Source organism: Thermoclostridium stercorarium subsp. stercorarium DSM 8532 (genome assembly GCF_000331995.1).
GTDB lineage: Bacteria > Bacillota > Clostridia > DSM-8532 > DSM-8532 > Thermoclostridium > Thermoclostridium stercorarium.
The window spans coordinates 2,769,594-2,793,057 of the sequence record NC_020134.1 but is presented as its reverse complement, the minus strand read 5'-3'; the positions used below and the strand labels follow the sequence as shown (position 1 = coordinate 2,793,057).

The 23,464-nt window shown below is 44.3% G+C and carries 25 protein-coding genes and 1 riboswitch; of the genes, 20 read left to right on the top strand and 5 right to left on the bottom strand.

The window, feature by feature from the left end:
* Nucleotides 1-33: 33 nt before the first annotated feature.
* Nucleotides 34-297, bottom strand: a complete 264-nt coding sequence (locus CST_RS12145) for a hypothetical protein (RefSeq protein ID WP_015360224.1) — start codon at nucleotides 295-297, stop codon at nucleotides 34-36.
* A gap of 214 nt (nucleotides 298-511) precedes the next feature.
* The gene (locus CST_RS12140) at nucleotides 512-1,651 is read right to left on the bottom strand and encodes a SpoIIE family protein phosphatase (protein WP_015360223.1); all 1,140 of its coding nucleotides are present in this window, start codon (nucleotides 1,649-1,651) and stop codon (nucleotides 512-514) included.
* 336 nt (nucleotides 1,652-1,987) lie between these two features.
* Between CST_RS12140 and yyaC the strand changes: the two genes are divergently transcribed.
* The 3 genes from yyaC (at nucleotide 1,988) to metK (ending at nucleotide 4,390) form a co-directional block, all read left to right on the top strand.
* Nucleotides 1,988-2,560 carry a spore protease YyaC gene (gene yyaC / locus CST_RS12135; RefSeq protein WP_015360221.1) on the top strand — a complete coding sequence of 191 codons (573 nt, stop codon included), beginning with the start codon at nucleotides 1,988-1,990 and terminating at the stop codon, nucleotides 2,558-2,560.
* Between the two features lie 94 nt (nucleotides 2,561-2,654).
* Nucleotides 2,655-2,813 carry a rubredoxin gene (rd, locus tag CST_RS12130; RefSeq protein WP_034837621.1) on the top strand — a complete coding sequence of 53 codons (159 nt, stop codon included), beginning with the start codon at nucleotides 2,655-2,657 and terminating at the stop codon, nucleotides 2,811-2,813.
* A 164-nt stretch (nucleotides 2,814-2,977) separates the two neighbouring features.
* Nucleotides 2,978-3,077, top strand: a riboswitch (SAM riboswitch).
* A 125-nt stretch (nucleotides 3,078-3,202) separates the two neighbouring features.
* Nucleotides 3,203-4,390: a methionine adenosyltransferase gene (gene metK / locus CST_RS12125; RefSeq protein ID WP_015360219.1), complete on the top strand. Its 1,188-nt coding sequence runs from the start codon at nucleotides 3,203-3,205 to the stop codon at nucleotides 4,388-4,390.
* Here metK and CST_RS12120 read toward each other — a convergent pair.
* Nucleotides 4,387-5,439, bottom strand: a complete 1,053-nt coding sequence (locus CST_RS12120) for an HD-GYP domain-containing protein (RefSeq protein ID WP_015360218.1) — start codon at nucleotides 5,437-5,439, stop codon at nucleotides 4,387-4,389. The genes metK and CST_RS12120 overlap by 4 nt on opposite strands.
* A 139-nt stretch (nucleotides 5,440-5,578) precedes the next feature.
* On the opposite strand from CST_RS12120, the gene CST_RS12115 reads away from it, so the two are divergent.
* From CST_RS12115 to CST_RS12035, 17 genes are all read left to right on the top strand, one after another.
* Nucleotides 5,579-5,941, top strand: coding sequence for a hypothetical protein (locus tag CST_RS12115; RefSeq protein WP_015360217.1), 363 nt, complete (start codon nucleotides 5,579-5,581; stop codon nucleotides 5,939-5,941).
* A gap of 26 nt (nucleotides 5,942-5,967) precedes the next feature.
* Entirely contained in the window at nucleotides 5,968-8,181 is a 2,214-nt protein-coding gene (gene recD2 / locus CST_RS12110; protein ID WP_015360216.1) for an SF1B family DNA helicase RecD2, read from the top strand.
* An 11-nt stretch (nucleotides 8,182-8,192) separates the two neighbouring features.
* Nucleotides 8,193-8,942 carry a ComF family protein gene (locus CST_RS12105; RefSeq protein ID WP_242823559.1) on the top strand — a complete coding sequence of 250 codons (750 nt, stop codon included), beginning with the start codon at nucleotides 8,193-8,195 and terminating at the stop codon, nucleotides 8,940-8,942.
* A gap of 66 nt (nucleotides 8,943-9,008) precedes the next feature.
* A complete protein-coding gene (locus CST_RS12100; RefSeq protein WP_015360214.1) occupies nucleotides 9,009-9,434 on the top strand; it encodes a flagellar operon protein YvyF in 426 nt (141 codons plus the stop codon).
* Nucleotides 9,435-9,559: 125 nt separating this feature from the next.
* Nucleotides 9,560-9,847 (top strand): flagellar biosynthesis anti-sigma factor FlgM, encoded by a 288-nt coding sequence (flgM, locus tag CST_RS12095; protein WP_015360213.1) that lies wholly within the window; start codon nucleotides 9,560-9,562, stop codon nucleotides 9,845-9,847.
* Between the two features lie 180 nt (nucleotides 9,848-10,027).
* A complete protein-coding gene (locus tag CST_RS12090) occupies nucleotides 10,028-10,531 on the top strand; it encodes a flagellar protein FlgN (RefSeq protein WP_015360212.1) in 504 nt (167 codons plus the stop codon).
* A 112-nt stretch (nucleotides 10,532-10,643) separates the two neighbouring features.
* A complete protein-coding gene (flgK, locus tag CST_RS12085; RefSeq protein ID WP_015360211.1) occupies nucleotides 10,644-12,647 on the top strand; it encodes a flagellar hook-associated protein FlgK in 2,004 nt (667 codons plus the stop codon).
* Between the two features lie 31 nt (nucleotides 12,648-12,678).
* Nucleotides 12,679-14,283 carry a flagellar hook-associated protein FlgK gene (flgK, locus tag CST_RS12080; RefSeq protein WP_015360210.1) on the top strand — a complete coding sequence of 535 codons (1,605 nt, stop codon included), beginning with the start codon at nucleotides 12,679-12,681 and terminating at the stop codon, nucleotides 14,281-14,283.
* 42 nt (nucleotides 14,284-14,325) lie between these two features.
* On the top strand, nucleotides 14,326-15,237 hold the full coding sequence (gene flgL, locus CST_RS12075; protein WP_015360209.1) for a flagellar hook-associated protein FlgL: 912 nt from the start codon (nucleotides 14,326-14,328) through the stop codon (nucleotides 15,235-15,237).
* A gap of 54 nt (nucleotides 15,238-15,291) precedes the next feature.
* A complete protein-coding gene (fliW, locus tag CST_RS12070; RefSeq protein ID WP_015360208.1) occupies nucleotides 15,292-15,738 on the top strand; it encodes a flagellar assembly protein FliW in 447 nt (148 codons plus the stop codon).
* Nucleotides 15,739-15,750: 12 nt separating this feature from the next.
* A complete protein-coding gene (csrA, locus tag CST_RS12065; protein WP_015360207.1) occupies nucleotides 15,751-16,017 on the top strand; it encodes a carbon storage regulator CsrA in 267 nt (88 codons plus the stop codon).
* A 134-nt stretch (nucleotides 16,018-16,151) separates the two neighbouring features.
* Complete coding sequence (locus CST_RS12060; RefSeq protein ID WP_015360206.1) at nucleotides 16,152-17,396, top strand: flagellin N-terminal helical domain-containing protein; 1,245 nt, start codon at nucleotides 16,152-16,154, stop codon at nucleotides 17,394-17,396.
* A 415-nt stretch (nucleotides 17,397-17,811) separates the two neighbouring features.
* On the top strand, nucleotides 17,812-18,144 hold the full coding sequence (locus tag CST_RS12055) for a flagellar protein FlaG (RefSeq protein ID WP_015485164.1): 333 nt from the start codon (nucleotides 17,812-17,814) through the stop codon (nucleotides 18,142-18,144).
* Between the two features lie 4 nt (nucleotides 18,145-18,148).
* Nucleotides 18,149-20,116 carry a flagellar filament capping protein FliD gene (gene fliD / locus CST_RS12050; RefSeq protein WP_015360204.1) on the top strand — a complete coding sequence of 656 codons (1,968 nt, stop codon included), beginning with the start codon at nucleotides 18,149-18,151 and terminating at the stop codon, nucleotides 20,114-20,116.
* 35 nt (nucleotides 20,117-20,151) lie between these two features.
* Nucleotides 20,152-20,556, top strand: a complete 405-nt coding sequence (gene fliS, locus CST_RS12045) for a flagellar export chaperone FliS (RefSeq protein ID WP_015360203.1) — start codon at nucleotides 20,152-20,154, stop codon at nucleotides 20,554-20,556.
* 20 nt (nucleotides 20,557-20,576) lie between these two features.
* Nucleotides 20,577-21,056, top strand: a complete 480-nt coding sequence (gene flgN, locus CST_RS12040) for a flagellar export chaperone FlgN (RefSeq protein ID WP_015485163.1) — start codon at nucleotides 20,577-20,579, stop codon at nucleotides 21,054-21,056.
* 274 nt (nucleotides 21,057-21,330) lie between these two features.
* Nucleotides 21,331-21,933 carry a ZIP family metal transporter gene (locus tag CST_RS12035; RefSeq protein WP_242823558.1) on the top strand — a complete coding sequence of 201 codons (603 nt, stop codon included), beginning with the start codon at nucleotides 21,331-21,333 and terminating at the stop codon, nucleotides 21,931-21,933.
* Between the two features lie 55 nt (nucleotides 21,934-21,988).
* On the opposite strand, the gene CST_RS12030 is transcribed toward CST_RS12035, so the two are convergent.
* Both CST_RS12030 and proB read right to left on the bottom strand, forming a co-directional pair.
* On the bottom strand, nucleotides 21,989-22,264 hold the full coding sequence (locus tag CST_RS12030) for an HU family DNA-binding protein (RefSeq protein ID WP_015360200.1): 276 nt from the start codon (nucleotides 22,262-22,264) through the stop codon (nucleotides 21,989-21,991).
* A 216-nt stretch (nucleotides 22,265-22,480) separates the two neighbouring features.
* Nucleotides 22,481-23,338 (bottom strand): glutamate 5-kinase, encoded by an 858-nt coding sequence (proB, locus tag CST_RS12025; RefSeq protein ID WP_015360199.1) that lies wholly within the window; start codon nucleotides 23,336-23,338, stop codon nucleotides 22,481-22,483.
* Between the last annotated feature and the right edge of the window lie 126 nt (nucleotides 23,339-23,464).

The window sequence follows — 23,464 nt, the reverse complement described above, 5'->3', positions numbered from 1 at the left end:
CCGGGATATCATGATGACTCTTAAAAAGTGAGGTTAAATTTTGTAAAGAAACCATTTACACGTGCTGAGCTCGTATTTCATTTCATAGAGGCACTCGGTACCGTTAATCACGCTTTTCACGGTAAAAACCAGCATGCGGTTTCCGGCAAGCTTCTCCTCGCGGCGGGATACCACCCTGTCTATCCGAATGACCCTGTTTTCATCCCTGTCGTCGCTTATACGGAATTTAACCGGGTAAACAGCCCCGTCTTTTGTTGTATAGCTAATCATGTCCACAGGCCGCATAAGAATTTTCATTGAGAACCACCTTTGGTATTACTTCGGAGACAGATTTTTTACGTTCATGCTATTATTATAACCGAACATATGTTCTTTTGTAAAGAGTAAAAATTTGCACCGAAAGGATATTGCGCAATGCCGGAAACGGCCGCTGTGCAATGGTTTTATAATTTATTCTGCCCGGTTTTCGCGCGTGAAATGTATGCGACAGAAGAAGAGAAATGTAATGTTCTCAGCAGCCTTTTGACTGAACCGGCTGCATCAAAGCCATGGTTATATCGTCTTTTTGTCTTACGCCTATATTTTCAAGACGGGTATGTACATAATCGTATATTTTGTTCAGGATTGCCTGCAAATCACTGTTTTTCTCGCTCAGCGTTTCCATAATAAAGCCGTCGGATGTAATTTTTCCCGGCTCTTCAAGCCATTGATCCGCTACACCGTCGGTGTACAGGAACAATCTGTCACCCGTATCCAGTTGTATGGTTGCGTCGTAATATTTGGGATCGTCAACCCAATTGCTTATGGGTATGGCGGGCATATACAGCTTTTTAACGCCGTTCCGGCCTATTATCACAGGAGCGCAGTTATGCCCGGCATTGGAATAGGTTAATACACGGGTACGGGTATTATATATCCCGTAGAATATGGTAATATAGGAATCCTTGTCAAAGTCACCCAGATTGTACTGCCTGAACAGCCTGTACAGAGCCCTTGAGGGTGAACGGGTCTTTTGGTTCAGTGTGGATATTATAAATATGGTAAGCATTGAAGCAGACACCCCATGCCCCGACACGTCGGCTATATAAATGCCGACACGATCCCTGTCAACCTGGAAGATGTTTACCATATCGCCGCTTAAATCGTCGCATGGCTGATAAAGGTAAGCAAAATCCAGGCCCGGGATTTTTACATTTTTCCGAGGCAAAAGCTGCATCTGAAGCTTCCTGGCCATTTCCAGGTCATGCTGCAGCTTCTGGTTCTGCCTTATCAGTTCCCTTTCCATTTCCTTTTCCTTCGTAATATCCCGCAGAACCTCAACGGCATAATACACGTTCCCGTCGTCGGCTATGATGGGCGAGCTCATTACCGAAAAAATCCTGTTGTTGAATACCTCTATCTTTTTGCAGGATTTGCCTTCAAAAACCGCCTTATCGGTTATGCAGTTATCGCAGGGATCGCCGCAGCCCATAATTTCATAGCATTTTTTCCCTGCAAGATCCCGTATCCCCAGATCCCTTTCCATGGATCGGTTTATGAAAATAACCGAATTGGAGCGGTCCACAACACGCACCCAGTCGTCCATGCCGTCGAGTATGTCCAATATAAACTTGAAGCTTGAATTCCCTGAGGAAAAATAAGGTGAAAACATACGTTATCCTGCCTGTCCTTAAATTATATAACGAGGCTTGAAAAGAACACCCGTGTTTCACGGAACACACTGAATTTTCAGCCCCGTAAAAGCAATGTGTTATATTAAAGAATTTTTTCGGTTATTAAACATATATTAACATAAAATACAAACAGCCGCAATGGAAATTGCCGTTTCGACATTATTTAATTATGGAACAATCCGCCCCGCCGCCACTGCAAAGCAGAATAGCATTAATTTCCGGGATTGTTCGGTTGCAATGCATAAGAATGCCTCACAGGGGAATAATCATTAAATAGCTGGAAACAGGATGGGTATGGAAAAGGAGAAGGAATATTGAAGGATTGGATTGATGTTTACAAGAGCAATGCGGTTCTGGAGGTAGGGCGGGCGGTACTTAAACATCTGTCAGGCCTGAGTTCCAATGAAAAAATTGTTATTTTATGCATAGGCACAGACAGATCCACGGGGGATTCCCTGGGGCCACTGGTAGGATACAGGCTGAGCCGGTATCGCACTTTAAGCGCTTTGGTTGTCGGGACACTGGATCATCCGGTTCATGCGGTGAATCTAAAAGAAACGCTGGAAAGAATAAACAGAGATATCCCAAATAATTTTATAATAGCCGTGGATGCATGTCTTGGAACGCATGGGAACATAGGTTATATAAAAGTGGCAAAAGGGCCTCTGAAACCGGGCTCGGGTTTGAAAAAGGATTTGCCTGAAACCGGCGATATCCATATCACAGGTATTGTAAACCATGGCGGATTTATGGATTTCATGGTTCTTCAGAATACCAGGCTTAGCCTTGTTATGAAAATGAGCGAAACCATTGCCGACGGGCTGCAGTATGCCTTATGGAAATATCACAGGACCGGCGGAAAGCTTTTAAATCCCCATATGCAATAATTTGTTAGAAACGGAAAATTATCTGAAAAATATGGGTTGTCCTGTAAAGAGGATAGTGGTATATTTAAAGAAGGTAGTGGAAAGGGGTGTTTTTATGGAAAAGTGGGTTTGCACTGTATGCGGTTATGTTTATGATCCGGAGGTAGGAGATCCTGAGCATGGTATAGCGCCGGGAACGCCTTTTGAAGATTTGCCGGACGATTGGGTCTGTCCGGACTGCGGTGTCGGCAAGGACATGTTTGAGAAGGAATAACGGAATGGGGTTTGTGAAAACACAAACCCCGTTATTAATGCGGTTTTACCGGTACGAAAACGTCCGGAAGTCCGGTTTGCATCCCCACGCATCCAAGCCTTGATTTCCAGTCTGTGGTATGCTATTATAAACAGCGGACAAGTTGTATAACTTAATACGGTATATCCTTATCAAGAGAGGTGGAGGGACTGCGCCCTATGAAACCCGGCAACCGGCATTTGCACGGTGCCAAATCCTGCAGGATTAATTCCTGAGAGATGAGGAGCAAGGCAAATCTCTTCATGGAAGAGATTTTTTTTTAATTACTGTGACGAAGGCATTACTTATTCAATATCGAATGATCTCATGTCTCACGGAAGATATTAAATATAGGTAAGGGAGTTGTTGGTATGGCAAGAATGCTGTTTACATCGGAATCGGTTACTGAAGGTCATCCTGACAAGATATGTGATAATATCTCAGACGCAATACTTGACGCAATTATTTCAGAGGACCCGATGGCAAGGGTTGCATGTGAAACCGCGGTAACCACGGGTTTAGTAATTGTCATGGGCGAAATTTCAACGAAGTGCTATGTGGACATCCCGAAAATAGTCAGGGATACGATACGCGATATTGGCTACGACAGGGCCAAATATGGCTTCGACTGTGACACGTGTGCCGTTATAACCTCTATAGATGAGCAGTCGCCGGATATTGCATTAGGGGTTAATAAGGCGCTGGAATACAGGGATGCGGATAATCACGGCGAAGTGGGCGTTACAGGTGCCGGGGATCAGGGAATGGTGTTCGGGTTTGCGTGTGATGAAACACCTGAGCTTATGCCGATGCCCATTTCACTGGCTCACAAGCTGGCGAAAAGGCTCACCGATGTGCGTAAGCAGGGGATTCTGGACTATTTAAGACCCGACGGAAAAACGCAGGTAACGGTCGAATATGCGGACGGAAGGCCTGTAAGGGTGGATACCGTGGTTGTTTCGGCGCAGCACAGCCCCGATGTGGATTATTTAAAAATCAGAAATGACATCATGGAATATGTTATAAGACCTGTAATCCCGGCAAATTTGCTGGATGACGGAACGAAGTATTTCATAAACCCCACGGGAAGGTTTGTTGTAGGCGGGCCTCAGGGAGATTCAGGGCTTACGGGAAGGAAGATAATTGTGGATACCTATGGCGGAATGGGCCGCCACGGCGGCGGGGCTTTCTCGGGCAAGGATCCCACGAAGGTGGACCGTTCGGGCGCATACGCCGCGAGATATGTGGCAAAAAACATAGTAGCAGCCGGTCTGGCATCCAGGTGCGAAGTACAGATTGCCTATGCTATTGGTGTGGCCCATCCTGTTTCAATTATGGTCGACACTTTCGGGACAGGAAAGATAGATGATGAGAGAATACTTGAAATAGTAAAGGAACACTTCGATCTGCGGCCCGACGCAATAATCCGCGACCTGAAGCTGAGACGGCCGATATACCGTAAAACCGCCGCATATGGGCATTTTGGCCGTGAAGATGAGGATTTCACATGGGAGAAAACCGACAAGGCCGAAGCAATGAGACGCGCGGCGGGTATTTAACTTATTATGTCTACTATATTATACTCAGGGTTTTTTGACAGATCCACTTCGTAAGGTTCAAATACAGGAGGCCCTTCTTTCCGGGTAATAACCATTACTTTCGGCCTGATGGAAGGAGGGCCTTTTGTTTCCAGAACCCTCGCAATTTCGCCCGTGTTCAGCATAACTATAATATCGGGCGGGTATACCGAAATGCTTTGGATAAACACGTTTACAATCTGCGGATCAAACTGGGTTCCGGAATTGGCGATTATATATTCCGCCGCTTCGTGAGGCATGAATCTCTTCCTGTAAACGCGGTTTGCAGTAAGGGCGTCATAAACATCGGCAATGGCGACAATACGGGACAATAAATCAATTTCTTCGCCTTTAAGACCTCTGGGGTATCCGTTGCCGTTCCAGTGTTCATGATGGTTCAGTGCTATTTTTGCAATTTCCTCATTCAGGCCTGAAGTTTTGGTCAGTATTTCATAGCCGTATTCGGAATGTTTTTTGACAATCTCGTATTCGCTGTCGGTAAGTCTTGCGGGTTTATTCAGAATTTCCAGGGGTACTTTGCATTTTCCTATGTCGTGGAGTATTGCCCCGAGGGCGAGATTGTTGAGCAATTCCATCGGCAGGTTCATGTTTTTGCCGGCAATTATCGAATAGATGCAAACATCCACCGAATGCAGGTAAGTGTAATTGTCGATGTCACGTATACCCGTCAGGTTCATAAAAACGCTGTCGTTATTTATTATTCTGCATATAATCTGGCATATGGTCTTTTTTACCGAATCCACGTCAATGTCGCTGCCCTCACGGACGGCCTGCATGATGTTCTTGATGGTGTGGAATGTTTCCGAGTATATCTTTTCTTCGCTTACATATTCAGTTTCTTCGCTGTCATCCTCAACATAAACATATGGAATGTTGTAAAGACGAATTTTTTCAAGAAACCGTTTTTTTAGCGTAAACCCCTTAAGAAGCAGGAACCGGCCGTCGTCCAGGATAATATCCTTTGCCAGTTTCATTCCCGGCTTAAGATCATCTACAGCTACTTTTTTCATACTTTCCCTCATTGTTCCATTAGATATTTGTAGCAGATTAGCAAAAACATGTAATCCGCCCAATATATTATGCATGATTGTTGGCAAAAAATCAAATCATGCATAGAATAGAATGAAAAGAATATGGGCAGGGAAAAATATGGCTGTCTATATAGTATTATCGGTACTTGCGATTTATGGTTTAATAAGCCTGGTAAACGATATAATAACACGGATTAAAGTCGGATGTAACAGCCTGGGCGGAAAACTGTGCCTTTACCCCTATCCGGGAGATGAAGGCCTTGAAGGGAAAATCCGTTCGTTTTTTCTTAATGAAGTTACCGAGAAACTTGGTACCGACGGATTTCTGTATATAAAACTTAAAGAAAACGATCCGAACAGAGCCATTGTGGAAAAGCTTTGCATGGAGTATCCGCGCCTGGTATTGATAGATGATAATAATTGGGATAGAATGAGATATAATAAGGAAGAAACGGCAGAAGAAAAAGGGATTTTACAATAAACCAGAATCCTGGCCGGGAGGTTCCCTTGGAGAGAATAGAAGGAATTGTGGAAGATATTATATTTTGCAATAGGGACAACTGGTATACCGTATGTGATATACGCTCGGGGAGAAGGCTTATAACCGTGGTGGGTTATATGCCCGACATTGCCATTGGCGAAACGGTTGTTGTAAGCGGGACGTGGACGGTACATCAGGACTATGGGAAACAGCTGAAGGTTGAGACCTGTGAAAGAGTGCTTCCGACGACGACCGATGCCATATATAAGTACCTCGCGTCGGGTATAATTAAGGGAATTGGCGAAACAACGGCGAAAAAAATTGTTGACAGGTTCGGCGAGGACACGTTAAGGATTTTGCAGTTCGAACCGCAGCGCCTGTCCGAGATAAAGGGAATCAGTGAAGAGAAGGCTTTACAGATTGGACAGGCTTTTATTGAAAGGGAACAGATGCGGCAAATCGTGATGTTCCTTCAGAAATACGGAATTTCAGCCACTTATGCCGTAAAAGTATGGAAAAAGTTCGGAAATGAAGCCGTTAATGAAATAAAACGCAATCCATACCGACTGACCGATGAGGATATAAATATCGGATTTAAAATTGCGGACCGTGTTGCAATATCGATGGGAATTGATATCGAATCCGAATTCAGAATTGCCAGCGGAATCCAGTACGCGTTGTCGAAAGCGGTGCAGGACGGGCATGTGTATCTGCCGTCCGATGTACTGATACCATATGCCTCAAGGCTTCTGGATGTGTCAGCCGAAGCGGTGGAAAGAGTCCTGTCAGGCCTTATCTTTGAAGAAAGCGTCTGTATTGAAAAAACGCCCGAGGAAGACAGGGTATATCTGTCCCCATTTTTCAAAGCCGAGCAGTGCGTGGCAAGGAAACTTGCAGTTTTAAGCAGCATAGGGCCGAAAAAGAATATATTGAATCTGGAAAAGCTGCTTGAGGAAGTCCAGGAAGAACAGCGTATTGAATACACCGCAGAACAGCTTGAGGCAATACGCTGTTCGGCCACGGAAAGCATACTGGTTGTTACCGGCGGCCCCGGAACGGGTAAAACCACGCTTATAAGGGGTATTATATCGATATTTGAAAAAAGCGGCCTGGAAATTGTTTTAGCGGCACCTACCGGGAGGGCGGCAAAAAGGATGACCGAGGCCACGGGCAAAGAGGCAAAAACCATTCACCGCCTTCTTGAGATGGAGTTCTCAGTGGATGAAAGCTACAGGGAATTCAGGAAGAATGAGCGGGATCCGATAAAGGCCGATGCCATAATTATAGACGAAATGTCAATGGTTGACATTCTGCTTATGCATTCGTTGCTTAAGGCGGTTGAACCCGGTACAAGGCTTATTCTGGTCGGAGACGTGGACCAGCTTCCGTCGGTGGGACCGGGAAAGGTACTGGGCGACATAATTGAAAGCGAATGCCTTAAAGTCATACGGTTAAACACGGTTTTCAGGCAGGCCGGTGAAAGTTCCATCGTCATTAACGCCCACAGGATAAACAAAGGTATCTTTCCGGAATTTAGTATGTCCGAAGGAGATTTTTTCTTTATCCCGAGAAGCACGCCGAAAGCAACGGCACAGGCCGTACTGGAGCTATGCACGGCTCGGATTCCTGAGAAATTCGGCCTGGACCCGATGAAAGACATCCAGGTGCTGTCGCCGTCGAAAAAAGGTGATGCGGGGATTTACAACCTGAACGCTCTGTTGCAGCAGTGCCTGAACCCGCCGGAATCAGGAGTGAGGGAAAAAAACTTCAGGGGCGTGGTTTTCAGGGAAAATGACAGGGTAATGCAGATAAAGAATAACTACAATTTGCCATGGACGATGGAGGACAAAAACCGAAAGGTTGTAAGCGGTGAAGGCGTATTCAACGGAGATATGGGCATAATCCGGGAAATTGACCCGGAAAATGATTATTTGACTGTCCTGTTTGATGACGGGAAAATTGTGGAATACAGTTTCGACATGCTGGATGAACTGGAGCATTCATATGCGATTACCGTTCACAAAAGCCAGGGAAGTGAGTTCCCCGCGGTGGTTGTAGCGCTGTCGGGCGTCCCGCCGATGCTGCGGTTAAGAAACCTTTTATACACCGCAATAACCAGAGCGCGGCAGCTTGTAGTAATCGTAGGCGATATTGAAATACTGAGGCAGATGGTTAATAACGCTACCGAAAGGGAGAGGTATACAGGGCTGAAAGAAAGGCTGATACGGTATTTTGAATGAACAAGGCCGCAATGAAAAGGAACAAAGAGGACAGTACAAATGTTTCCGCGGAGGTGCTCATGCAGACCCGGAGAATTTCCAAAGCCGAGTATTTTTTAAGGCTTCTTTTTCCGGCGAGATGCATATGCTGCGACCGAATACTGCCGTTTGACATACCCCTCGAAATATGCGATGAATGCAAAAAGGATATAAGATTTCTGAGAAATTTCGAGCATATATTCCCTGCGGGCAGCAATATCCGCAAAGTATACTCTGCGTTTGAATACGAAGGTAATGTAAGAGAAGCTATTCACCGCCTTAAATTCGGCGAAACCCCGCACAATGCATCGGTTCTGGTTGATTTATCCTTTCCTTTCCTTGAAAGTTTTCTCAAAAATGAAACCTTTAAGTCTGTTATGAAATATGATATAATAATACCGACCCCGTTACACCCAAGAAGAAAACGGCAAAGAGGGTATAACCAGTCGGAACTCATTGCCTCGCGGCTTTCTTATCATATGAATGTGCCCGCGCTAAAAGGTGTTCTTGTTAAAAAAATCAACACTCCTCCTCAAAGCAGGCTGGGACGTGGAGAGCGTTTAATAAATCTTGTCGGGGTTTTTTCCGTAAAGAAGCCTGGTTTGGTTAAAGGCCGGAGAATACTTCTTGTTGACGATATAATGACAACAGGAAGCACGCTTGAACATTGTGCGAAGGCATTAAAAAATGCCGGAGCTGCGTATATTGACGCGTATGTAGTCGCAATACGGCACAGGTCATAACGGGGTAGGTCAGCAGGATTTTAGCAACGTGCCTGATTTGCCGATATATTAATGGGGGTGTTAGATATGCCTGAAATAAGATATTGCAAAGAATGCCATAGAATATTCCAGTATATGGGTGGCCCCGTCTTATGCAGTTACTGCAGGAAGAAGGATGATGAGGAATTTGAAAAGGTCAGGGCGTTTTTAAAGGAATATCCCGGCGCAACCATGCAGGAGGTATCGAACGCTACCGGTGTAAAGCCCAGTAAAATTAACCGCTGGCTTAAGGAAGAGCGTCTTGAGGTCAGTGAAGGCAGTCCTGTTGCGCTGAACTGTGAAAGATGCGGTGTGAGGATACGCAGCGGAAGGTTTTGCATAGAGTGTTCCAAGATGCTGGCAAGGGAAATGATGCAGGCAAGCGGTGACCTTCGTCAGCGTCTGGGGAGAGAGAGAGTACCGTTTGAGAAGGACGAGTTTGGACTGTATTATAAACATAAAAACGAGACATAAAAAGGGAAATATTACTTTAACCATAAAATTATAATATCAAATTGACGATACAATCAGTGAAAAACAAAAGAGGGATTTTATATAAACCGATATCTATGGCAGACAACAAGGAGAGAGGGATATGAATGAAAATTTGGGGAGATAATCCCAAAATTTACGGTGTCTACAACAAGCCGGGCCCGACAGGAAAGTTCACGCAAAAAGACGTTGTTGCTTCAAAAAAGGACGAGTTCAGCATTTCAGGGCTTGCGAAAGAGTACCAGGTTGCAATGAGGGCTCTGCGGAACATCCCCGATATCAGAGAGGACAAAGTGAAGGAAATTTCCCGGAAAATCGAAAGAGGGGAATACTACGTAAGTGCCGAGGATATTGCCGAAAAACTGATCCAAACTCTGTTGAAGGAAAAAATTTAGCCAAACAAAAGATAAACAACGGGATAACAGAAAATTGTTATCCCGTTTTTGCTTTTATCCGATAAATATATAAAAGATTGATCCCCAAAATCCTGTTGATTTGTCGGTAAACGTATTTATTACAGGCGGTGAATTTTGCGGCAATAAAACCTTTACCCTGAAACGTACGGAGGAAATGAAATGATAGACGCGGTTTGGACCGATAACCTGATAAGGGTTCTGGAACTGGAAAATAAATTTTACGCTCAGATTCTGGAAGAAGCTGAGAAAAAAACCGATATTATTGTAAAAGGCGATGTGCAGGCTCTTGAGGAGACCACAATAAGGGAACAGAAGATTGTTAAGGAACTGGAAAAGCTCAACAGCGCAAGGGAACAGATTGTGGTGCAGATTGCAAGAAAACTTGGGAAAAAGCCCGCGGAAGTCACTGCATCCTGCTTGGCTGAAATATTGCCCGAGGATAAGGCAAAGAAGCTTTTGAGCGTAAGGGACAGTCTGAGGGAAACAATTGAAAAATTAAAGGCGCGGAATGATACTAACCAGAAACTGCTGGAGAATGCGATAGAGTACATAAATTTTTCATTGAACCTTTACATGCAGCCAGCTCCGCAAACCACGCAGTATGGCAGAAAGGGCGCTGAAAAGCAGATAAACGGCGGAAGCGTGCTGGATATTAAGTACTGACGGGCAGCGCATTTAAATTCCGCAGAAGTTTTGCCCGATATTAGTTATTGGATTTAAAGCACCGGTTTAACGGGTTTTTGACAAGAATAGAAAAGATTAAGAGGTGAATTAAGTGTCAACCGGTTTCTCAGGATTAACTACTGCCGTAACGGGAATGCACAATAACCAGAAAGCTCTTGAGGTAACAGGTCATAATATATCCAACCTGAACACAAAGGGATACACAAGGCAGCAGGCCATTCTTGCGACGGCCAACAGCCGGTACATTGTAAACAACTGGGTTGAACTGGGCTCGAAGGTTCAGGAGATACGCCAGATACGCAATTCCTTCCTTGACGGGATTTACCGCAGGGAGGCAAATGCCCTCGGATACTGGGAAGCGCGGTACAACGGCATAAGTGAACTTGAATCCATTCTGGGCGAGCCGATGACCGATGGCCTGCAAAGCATCCTGAATGAATTCTGGAATGCATGGCAGGAACTGGCAAAGTCTCCCGAAAGTTTAACGGTAAGAGCACTGGTAAGGCAGAGGGCCGAAGCGCTGGTTTATCATCTTAACCACATTGGTTATCAGATAGACAAGCTTCAGGAAGACATAAACAACGAAATTATAAAGGGCATTGAGAAGGTGAACAGCATAACAAAGCAGATTGCCGAACTCAATGTTTTAATTGCCAAGGCAATTGCGGCCAACAATAACCCCAATGACTACTATGACCAGCGCAATTTACTGGTTGATCAGCTTTCAGATCTTATTAAGGTTGAAGTTTACGAACATCCCGACGGATATATGGATATTCTGGTGGGAGGCTATTACCTTGTAAGCAAGACAAGCCACACCAATTTGGTTGCCGTGCAGAATGCGCCGTTGTCGCATTTTGTTGTGCCTGTGATTGAAGATCTTGGGGTTGAAATAGATCCGGGCATGGGCAGAATAAAAGGCCTGATGGAGGCGCGGGGAATGGTCAGCGGCGCCAAGGGGAGCTATGACAACGGCACTCCGAACACCACCTGCGATGTAACCTTTGCTGTGGATTTGTCCAGTGCCTCGTCCGGATACCTGGCTGATCTGCAAAACAGCATAGAAAAATATGTCAGTGAACTTAAGAGTAACGGGCTGGAATATAACCTCAGGCTTGTTACGTTTAACGCCGGAACTGTCAGCAATATTGATTTTGGGAATAATACAGATGATTTTATTAGCGCTGTTAAAAGCTTAAATATTTCCGGCGGTGGAGCGCTGGATTTTGGGACTGTGGTTTCAAACGTGGCCGGAACAGGGCCGTTTGCCGAAGGAGCCAACAGATATCTGGTTGTATTCTCAGCCGAAGCCCTGAGCACCACCGGTAATCTGGACGATTATATAAGCACGCTGACGAAGAATAATATTCAGGTTTCGGTAATAGGTACGGATGCGGGCTGGAACAGCGTTGTCAAAGCCACCGGCGGATCGGTTTATAATATAACTGCTGACGATTATTCCTCGCTTATGTCCAAAGTGGGAACCGATACCGCCGCCGACGTGAACAAGCGCATCGCCACCGTGGAAGAGTCGATGAATATAATCTCGAATGTGAAGAAAATGCTGAATGCGATGGTGAATATCGTACTACGGGAAGTAAACCGCCTCCATATGTCAGGTTATACGCTGGACGGAAAACCGGGCGGAGCGTTGTTTGAAACAATAGATCCGTCCAGGCCGCTTGAAATGGGAAATATTAAGTTGTCCGATTCCCTGCTGGATTTGAACAGCATTGTTGCGTCTTCCACCGACGCTAACGGCGACAACGTTATAGCGATGAAAATAGCAAAACTTCGCAATGAAAGCATTATGGCAAGCTACAACCAGACTTTGAGCGTCGATTCCTACTACCAGCAGATAATTCTCACTGTGGGGAATATCGGAAACGAATCAAGACAGTATGTGGAAAGCCAGCAGGTGCTTGTAAATGCCGCCGAAAACGAACGGCAGTCCCTGATGGGCGTTTCGCTGGACGAAGAAATGGGCAACCTGATCAAATATAAATATGCATACAACTCCGCGACGAAAATAGTGAACGTTATAAACGAAATGCTCGAAACGATAATTTACAGGACCGGAATTGTGGGAAGGTAATTAAAAACTTGAGGCAAAAGGGGTAAAGAAAATGAGCGGTTCAAGCTTTTTCGGAATAGACATAGCCACAAGAGGCCTTTACAGCGCGCAGCGCGGGCTTGCAACGGTAAACCACAACATAGGCAATATAACCACTCCCGGATTTTCACGTCAGGTACTGGAACAGAGGGCGGCAAGGCCAATCCTTATGGCCAACGGTACCGGAATGCTTGGAACGGGTTCTGAAGTTATCGGAGTTAAACGGGTGCGGGACGAGTATCTGGATGTCAAATACCGCACAGAAGCCCAGTACCTCGGCGAATGGGATGTAAAGCAGGCCCTACTTGAGGAACTGCAGGTAATATACAATGAACCGTCTGAAAGTGGTTTCAATACCGTCCTTAATGAATTTTACGACAGTCTGCAGCGGCTTTCCACCGACCCGTCAAACCCGTCAACCCGTGCGGCGCTGAAGGAAAAAGCCGTTATGCTTACAAAATATTTCAACAGCGTAGCGGCGCATTTTGAGTACATGCAGAATGACATAAACGAAATCATTTACGCGAAGGTACAGGAAATAAACTCTCTGGCCGATCAGATTGCGAAACTGAATCAGCAGATTTACAGTTATGAAGTGTCCGGAAATGTCGCAAATGACCTGAGGGATCAGAGAGGGTATCTTGTGGACAAGCTGGCCAGACTGATAAACATTGAGGCCTATGAAGTAAGCTACGGGAAACTCCCGAACGGGCAGGATGACATGCGGTTTGTGATAACAATAAGCGGAAAGGCCCTTGTTGACCACAACAAAGTTTCGTACCTTACCACAATACAGCGGGAAAACAAACTCAACGAAGAAGATATACCCGACCTGTATGAGGTGGCCTGGGCTGACGGGAACAGGCTGGTGGTAAAATCGGGAGAACTTAAGGGATATCTGGATGTTCGGGACGGTAACGAAGGCCTGAACGGAAGCAGTGGTTTCAGAGGAATTCCTTATTATATGAGAAAGTTGAATGAATTTGTACGGACATTTGCGCTTACATTCAATGAAGGGCTTATAGATATTAACGGCGACGGCGTTGTCGAAGACGTAATGGGCCATGTTGACGGATACAAACTGAATTCAAAGGAAGGGGATTCTGCCGCCGGTATCAGATTTTTCACGATGTTTGACGAGAACGGCAAGCCGATGAGCAGCGAGGATTTCGCCAAACTGGGCGGCGGGGACATTGAAGAGATGTACAGGCATATCACCGCAAAGAATTTTTCGATCAGCAGTGAAATATATGAGGACCCGACAAACAACATATGCATATCGTCAGCGCCCGGTGAGGTTGGCAACTTCGAGGTTCTGAGATCGCTGATAGACATGCGGCATAATCCGTACATGTTCAGGGAAGGAAGCCCGGAGGATTACATAAAAACCGTAATATCATGTGTTGGCGTTGACGGTCAGCTGGCAATGCATTATTTAAACAACCAGACTGCCATAACCCAGCAGATAGACAACAGAAGGGAGTCGGTATCGGGCGTTTCGGTTAATGAAGAAATGAGCAATCTGGTTCGGTACCAGCACGCTTATAAGGCAGCGGCGAAAATGATTCAGACATATGACGAAATACTGGATGTTCTTGTAAACAGGCTTGGAGTTTAACGGTAACGCTGAAATTCCGCATTAGGTGAAGGGAGTGGTATTATGCGTATTACAAATAACATGCTCATTAATAACATGCTGTCGAATTTAAGCAATAGTCTGAACAGAGTCAGTAAATATCAGAATCAGGTGGCATCGAAGAAGAAAATAAGCCTTCCTTCCGATGATCCCATTGTGGCGTCCAGGGCGTTGAAACTCCGCACCGACGTTGCTGAGATTGAGCAGTACAAAAGAAATGTCGATGACGCGGAATCATGGATGGAGATTACCGAGACGACGATTATGCAAATAGAAAACGTAATGCAGCGGGCCAGGGAACTGACCGTTGACGCTGCCAACGGAACCAAAACGCCGGAGGACATGGCCAAGATCAAGGCCGAGATTGAACAGCTGAAAGCGCAAATGATCCAGCTGGCAAACACCACATATTCAGGAAGATATATTTTCTCGGGATTTAAAACCGATAAAGCCCTGCTGGATGAACAGGGCAATTTCCTGATTGAGGTTTCGGATGATGAGAAGATGTTTTATGAGATAGGCATAGGGGATGACATAGACGTCAATGTTGTAGGATGCGATCTGTTCCATGGCGGAAGCAAGGGAGTTGCGGAAGGAACAAAAAGCCGTCTGATCGGCACTTTTGACAATCTTATTGCCGCGCTTGAGTCAGGCAATGAAAAAGCGGTAGGGGATGTAATTGCCGATATCGACACTGAAATAGAAAACATTTTAAGGGTTCTTTCCGCCGTGGGCGCAAGGACGAACAGGCTTGAGCTTACATCCAACAGGCTGGACGACGATTATATCAACTTCACGAAACTGATGAGCAAAAACGAAGACGTGGATTTGGCCGAGGCAATTATGCATTGGACAAACGAAATGAATGTATACAACGCTGCGCTGGCAGTAGGCGCAAAGGTAATTCAGCCCACCCTGGTGGATTTCCTGCTCTGATTTGCATGGTGAAGGAGTTATGTGTCCCCGGTTCTTTTAAATGGAGGAGTAGCTATGCAGCTTAACACAAAGCATTTTGGCGTTATTGAAGTGGATGAGAAAGAAATCCTGTATTTTCCGTCTGGAATACCAGGGTTTGAGAATGTCAGGAAGTTTGTTCTGCTGGGAAGGCAGGAGGCCGACAGCCCTTTTTTCTGGCTCCAGTGTGTTGATAAACCCGATCTGGCGTTTGTTGTAACCGATCCGTTTTATATTAAGGAAGATTATTATGTGGACGTGGACGATGAGGAAATAGCCGAAATTGAGATAAACGATCCCGAAAATGTGCTGACGCTGGCCATTGTAACAATTCCTGAAGACATACGGTTTATGACGGTGAACCTTAAAGCGCCGGTTCTGATCAATATGAAAAACAACATGGGAAAACAGGTAATAATGAAAAATGACACCTTTCCTGTGAGATATTATATATTGACCGGGGGAAGTGAACCGCCGCGATAAAGGAGTGAAACCATGCTTGTACTGTCAAGAAAGAAAGGCCAGTCGATAATTATAGGGAATGACATAGAAATTTCGGTCATAGACATCCAGGGTGAGCAGGTACGTATAGGGATAAACGCGCCGAGAACGGTGGCAGTTTACAGGAAGGAAGTCTATGAAGAAATTATAAACGAAAACAGGGAAGCCGCCACAATTCCTGTTAATCCTGAAATAATTAAGGGTATAAAGATTAACAGGAACGAAAACCAAAAATATGGCGAAGAAGAAAATAAAAGCTAAAGTTATATAAACTTTTATTCGATATATAAGGTGAGACTTTAAAAATCGGTCGGCCGGTTTTAGAGTCTTAAAAACTAAAACCAGCGTTATTCCGGCAGGGAGGCCGGAAACAAAAAAACAAGGAGGTTGTTATAATGATTATCAATCATAACATTTCAGCATTGAATACCTATCGTCAGTTATCACTGAACAATTCCAATGCTGCAAAATCAATTGAAAAACTTTCATCCGGTTACAGAATCAACCGTGCAGGGGACGACGCAGCAGGGCTTGCCATTAGTGAAAAGATGAGAGCTCAGATCAGAGGCCTGAACATGGCATCAAAGAACGCTCAGGACGGTATTTCATTAATTCAGACCGCAGAAAGCGCGCTGAATGAAACCCATGAAATTCTGCAGCGTATGCGTGAGCTTGCAGTGCAGGCAGCAAACGACACCAACACCGATTACGACAGAGAAGCACTGCAGAAGGAAGTAGACCAGCTTGCACAGGAACTGTCCAGAATAGGAGCAACCACCGAATTCAACACAAAGAAGATTCTGGACGGAACCTTCACAGGACGTTTGCATATAGGAGCTAATGCAGACCAGAACCTCGACATAAGCATCGGTGATATGAGAGCTTTTAGTCTTGGGGTAGGTGTGTTAAAAGAGACCGTGTCTGTTGATAGCGATGCAACGATAAAAGACGGTACTTATAGGATAGAAAGTGATTCAGACGACAGCTATTTACTTTTAAATTCCGAAGGGGAGACTGTAGCTACAGGCACTGCTAACGCAGATGGTAAAATAGAATTTAAGGATGCAGACGACCAGAGCCTCTTCTCTCTCAGCGCACCAGTAGTAAATAGTAATGTTGTCATAGAAAAAGGCAAAGCAACAGCGCAGATTAATGTTACCAATATTGGCCTCCAAGCAGGAAAATATACAGTAGATGATGCTCTAAATCTGATAGATAGTAATGGTAATAAAGTGGCAACTTATGATGATACTGATAAGATTTATAAAGACAAAGATGGAAACATAGTTTTAGCGATTGATGGAGGTTTAACGGCAAATACAGAGATTAATATCGGCGGTATTGATATTTCCTCTCAGACAGCAGCAAATGACGCAATTACGGCAATTAACAATGCAATCAACAAGGTATCGACCGAACGTGCAAAACTCGGAGCTTACCAGAACCGCCTCGAACACACCATCAACAACCTGGGTGCATCAGCAGAGAACCTGACTGCAGCAGAAAGCAGAATCCGCGACGTAGACATGGCAAAGGAAATGATGGAATACACGAAGAACAGCATACTGCAGCAGGCTGCACAGGCTATGCTGGCTCATGCAAATCAGATGCCTCAGGGAGTTCTCCAGTTGTTAAGATAATGAACAAAAGACCGCTAACCAACCGGAAAAAGCAACTCTCCGGTATTATGAAAATAAGGAACAGTGCAAGCTGTTCCTTATTTTTTTATGGAAAACCCCGGCCGGTCGATGCCATTCCCTCAGGTTTCGGGCCTTTAAACAGCAAAATGATTAGTATGGCATTGCATTTATAAATGCAATTATCAGAGTAACAGTATTTAAGCGGCGAAGTTATGCCCTGTAAAGTTGCAATATTGAATAATGCATTGAAAATAACCGGTATATTCTGAGGTAATATTGTAAATTACAGTAAGGATGTTACCGATATATATTGTAAGAAAGAGAGCATAAAGGTGTATGTTTTATTAAACCGGCAAGTGCAGAATGCATTTGATATTTTGAAGATTTCGTATTTGTCCGATTGGAGGGAATCATCGTGAGAATTGATGGGATGAATACCCTGGTCAAAACCGGTGATATTAACGTAGATAAAGTACATACCGCACAAAAGACGACTCCGGCTGGCGAAAATAACATTGATATATCTGAAAAAATGCTGATAAAAACCATTGAAAAAGCAAATGAGAAACTGGTTATTGCAAACCGTGCGCTGGAGTTTTCAATACATGAAAAAACAAAAGAAATTATTGTGAAAGTGATAGACGTTGAAACAAAGGAAGTAATACGAGAAATCCCGTCGGAAAAAATACTGGATTTGATAGCAAATATTCTCGAACTTGCAGGGATTTTAGTGGATGAAAGAAGGTGAATGAATGAGTGGTATTAATAATATTAACAAATACAGTACAATGCGTTTGGTCGGTATTGCGACGGGACTTGATACCGATACAATTGTTAAGCAGCTGATGTTTGTTGAAAAGCAGTCGCTGTACAAGCTCCAGAGGCAGAAACAGCTGGCCGAATGGAAACAGGAAGCGTACAGGGAATTTATAAACGCTTTGAGAGGCTTTAAGGAAAAGTTTTTTGATATAACAAAAAGAACTTCTTACATGTTGTCCGAAAATTCCTTTAACGTTTTCAAGGTTATCTCCTCGTCGGACGAATATGTTACTGCGAAAGGAACAGCATCCGCGCAGGCCGGTTCCCACAAGGTTGTGGTGAAACAGCTTGCCACGGCGGCTGTCGTCGAAGGCGGAAAAGGAGTATCAGGGAATATAACAACAGGCGTAACGGTTTCCGATTTGAAGTCATTAGATTCAGAGGCGCTGGAAGGAAAGACAATTAAAGTAACCCTTGACGGAGTAACGAAGGAAATCGAACTGCCGGGTGGCTCAAATTTTGTTGAGGAACTTCAAGATCGGCTTGATGAGGCTTTCGGTTTAACTACAGACGGCCAAAATAATGTGGTAAGAAAAATAGTTGTCGGAACTAATGAAGACGGTAAAATTTATTTTTCAACGACGAATGGCGCATCCAAGCTTACGCTTTCATCAGGAAGCAACGATGGGTTATCAATTCTCGGAATTGCTTCGGGGGCGTCAAACCGTCTGTCGACCGGCATTACTTTAAGAGATCTGGAAAATAAACTCAGAAGTTCGCAGAATAATGAGACTCTTAAGTTTATTGATGAAAACGGGAATGTTTCATTCACGATTAACGGTAAAACTTTTACATTTTCTGCAAATGATACACTCCAAAAAGTGATGAGCACGGTTAATAATGACTCTGATGCAAAGGTGACATTAAGTTACGATGAAATAGAAGATAGGTTCATTATAACGGCAAAACAGACCGGCGCCGGTAAAAATATTGATTTGGGGAATAATGGTAACGTTGATCCGTTTTTAAAGGCTATTCTTTCAGGATATACGGAAAAATCCGGTCAGGATGCCAAGGTGGAAATAGACGGAGTTGAGATTGTCAGAAGCTCCAACACATTTACCGTAAACGGCATTGAATACACCCTCAAGAAAGTGCATGAAGGGCAAGGCTCCGCGACAATTACCGTCGAACGGGACATTGACACCGTTTATAATTTAATAAAAAGCTTTGTTGACGAATACAACAAGCTGGTGGACATGTTCAATACCAAACTGACTGAAAAATATGACAGGAATTACTTCCCGCTGACCGACGATGAAAAGGAAGAACTGACAGAAGATGAAATAAAGAAGTGGGAAGAAAAGGCTAAGACAGGTTTGCTCAGAAACGACTCAATACTCCAACAGATTCAGCGGAGCATGCGCGTTGCCCTGATAGACGCCGTTGAAGGAGTGGGAATCAGCCTTTCGTCGATAGGCATTTCATCAAATTCCTATCTGGATAAAGGCAAGCTTTCAATAGATGAAGACAAGCTGAAGGCAGCCCTCAGGGACAGGCCCGATGAAGTAAGGGAACTGTTTATAAAGACTTCAGACAGCGTTCCCCTTTATGATCGCGATCTTACTCAGGAGCAGCGCAATGTAAGATACAAGGAACAGGGATTGCTGCACAGAATATCGGATATTCTTAACGATTATATATCAACACTGCGAAACAAAGAAGGGTATAAAGGAATTCTTCTTGAAAAGGCCGGAATGGAAGGCGATTTGAGCCAGTATGAAAGCAGCCTTTCAAAAGAAATTAGGGCTTTCGAAGAAAGAATAAATGAAATGTATACGAGGCTGGCTGAAAAAGAGGAAAGCTATTACAGGAAATTTACCGAGCTGGAAAAATATATGAGTCAGATGAATTCCCAGTTAAGCTGGCTTTTCGCCCAGTTGGGGGTGTACCGGCAATAATCGGGTTCATCTGATTTTAACGGAGGAATTGATTTATGAACATGGCAGCTTATAACCAGTACAGAGAGAACAGCGTATATACCGCAAGTCCGGAAGAGCTTACGCTGATGCTGTATAACGGGCTTATAAAATTCATAATGAAGGCCCAGAATGCGATTTCAAAAAAAGATATTGAAGGAGCCAATGAAAACATTTTAAGGGCGCAGGACATAGTTTCCGAACTGATGTCCACCCTTGATAAAAAATACGAAATAGCAAACAACCTGGAAATGCTGTATGATTTTATGCTCAGAAGGCTTATTGAGGCCAACGTGAAGAAAAGCTGCGAAATCCTCGACGAAGTGCTGGAATTTGCAAAAGAGCTCAGGGATACATGGGAGCAGGCGATGAGAATTGCCAGAAAGCAGACAAGAAGCAGTGCCGCTGCAGCCGGTGAATAAAATTAACCGTGGTGGGTAAAATGCAGGAACAAACCATTCTGGAACAGATGATTAAACTCTCGGCTAAAAAGCTGGAGCTGCTGAAGCAGCTGAAAGCATTGTCCGAAAAGCAGGACGAGGCATTCAGGGAGCAGCGCCTTGACGAAGTCGAAAGGGTGCTTAACAAAAAGGATGAGATAATAGACTATATAGGAAAACTGGATGATGCCTTTTTGAAGGCTTCTGACGCCTTAAAAAAGCTTTTGGGCATAGAGAGTCTGACCCAGCTTGAGGACACCGGCATTGAAGGCTGCAGCGAATTAAAAAGCCTTATTGAGCAAATTACGGCCCTTGTTGAAGAGATAATAAAAATAGAAAAACAGGGATATGAAAACGCGGTAGCGCTCCAGAACCAATTCGGACAGGAGATAAAAAACATAAATAACGCGAAAAAAATTGCGAGCGCGTACACGCCTAAGCCTTTGAATGTTCCTTCATATTTCATTGACAAAAAGAAGTGAAGACAAAAATTTATATAAAGACGAAGAATTCACCGTGGGTGAATTCTTTTTTTATGCCTTGTTTCATATATATGATAGGAACGGGTGACGGGGAGGGATTAATATTACGGTTACCGTCAACAGCCTTCTGTCAATAACCCTTAAGGGCCTGATTACGGGTTTAATAGGGACAGGAATAGGCGGATTAACGGCTTTTATCCCCGTTTCGCTTTCGGACAGGGTTCAGAGCACACTGCTTGAGTTTACAAGCGGAATTATGATTAGCACGGTTTGCATGGAACTCTTGCCCGAGGGCTATAAGACGTCGGGATTTTTTCACACGTCCGTAGGACTTTTAGCAGGAGTAATAATGATTATCTTCGTAGACGAATATTTGAGGTCTTTTTACAGGAAAAGCGGCAAAAATAAACCGGCTGACGCGTACCGTGACACAAACCCGATTATGCTGTCAGGCTGGATGATGGTGCTTGCCGTGGCGCTTCACAACCTCCCGGAGGGATTTGCCGTGGGGGCGGGTTTTCAGTCGGGGACAAGCGTTGGAATAACGCTGTCGGTGGCGATACTTCTTCATGATATTCCTGAAGGGATGGCGATGGCAATTCCACTGAGAATGGGCAGAATAAAACCGCTGAAAGTGTTTCTGATTACAATTCTTTCAGGTATTCCGATGGGGATAGGGGCATTTTTCGGAGCGGCCTTCGGAAGCATATCCGACATGTTTTCTGCGATATGCCTCGGGACTGCGGGTGGCGCGATGCTTTATGTAAGCCTCGGAGAACTGATTAATGAATCCCGCACCGCTTACAGGGGAAGGTTTCCCCTTCTCGGAAACCTGGCCGGAATTCTTACGGGAGCGCTTATATCCGTTCTCGGATAAAAATAAAATGCTCTGCTTTATGCAGAGCATTTTATTTTCACTTTTTTCAGTTTTTTTATCCGTTAACCTTGTCTTTCAGCCCTTTACCAGGCTTGAATACGGGTGCTTTGGAAGCAGGAATTACGATCTCTTCCTTGGTCTGAGGATTTCTTCCTTTTCTTTCGGCTCTTTGCTTAACTTCGAACGTACCGAAACCCACAAGCACAACTTTTTCGCCGGCAACCAAAGCTTCTTCTATAGCAGAGAGAGTTGCATTCAGTGCAGCTTCGCTATTCTTCTTGCTTAAGCCTGATTTAGCGGCTATAACATTGACTAATTCTGCTTTGTTCATACAAGATAACCTCCCGCACTTAATTTCGACATCATTTTATAATGAAAATCCACCAAAGTCAAGTATTTGAGGTTATTTTTTCTAAAACAAGTTTAAATTTTTTCCATTAAAAATTTTTTGTTTGCCTATATATCAGGTCAGACAAAAAATTACCATTATATTCCTGGAAAAACATTCATAAATATTTTATCGATATTTGATGAATTTCATAAATTTTTATCTTTTTGCGACGAAAAAAGTTCCGATTTTTTCGCCGCGCAGGATATCAAAAATGATAAACGGATCGCAGCCGTTTGCCAGCACCATATGTATTCCCGCGTTTATGACTATTTTCGCGGCGTTCAGCTTTGTTACCATGCCCCCGGTGCCCAATTTAGTGCCTTCGCCGCCCGCGCACCGCATTACGCGGTCATCTATTTCGGTTACGGTGTCTATCAGCTTTGAGTTTTTGTTTTCCCTCGGATCCGAGTCATAAAACCCGTTTATATCCGAAAGAATAATCAGCAGGTCGGCGTTTACCAGTTTCGCCACGACGGCGGACAACGTATCGTTGTCCCCGAAGTGATCCATTGAGCTTATTTCGTCGGTCGAAACGGTATCGTTCTCATTGACAATCGGAAGCACGTGTTTTTCCAGCAGGTGTTCAAAAGTATTTTCAATGTTCCTTTTTTTTATATCGTCATCCACATCGTTTTTTGTAAGCAAAATCTGCGCAACTATCTGGTTGTATGAAGCAAACATTTTGCTGTAAATATTCATCAGTTCGCACTGGCCTATGGCTGCAAGGGCCTGTTTCATACCCATTACCTGAGGCCGTTCCTTCAGGCTCAGTTTGCCCATGCCCACTCCGATCGCGCCCGAGGATACAAGGATTACCTCATATCCCTCGTTTATCAGCTCTGAAATTGTCATCGCGAGCCTGTCCATTCTTAAGAGGTTAATCCGCCCCGTTTCATGCGTTAGGGTGGAGGTACCGACCTTAATTACAATACGTTTTACGTTTTTCAGGTATTCCCGCCTGAGCTCCTCCATAAGCTGCACTTCCTCAACAAATTCTGATAATGTTTGCATCATTATATCACACCGCTTTTATTCCCTTCAATAAAAAACCTTCAATGAAATTGCGCTGGTTTTCTCAAAATAATTGTGCAATACCGGAAACTTTAGGTGAGGTGCGGAAAATGGAGCGTTTTTTCCGGT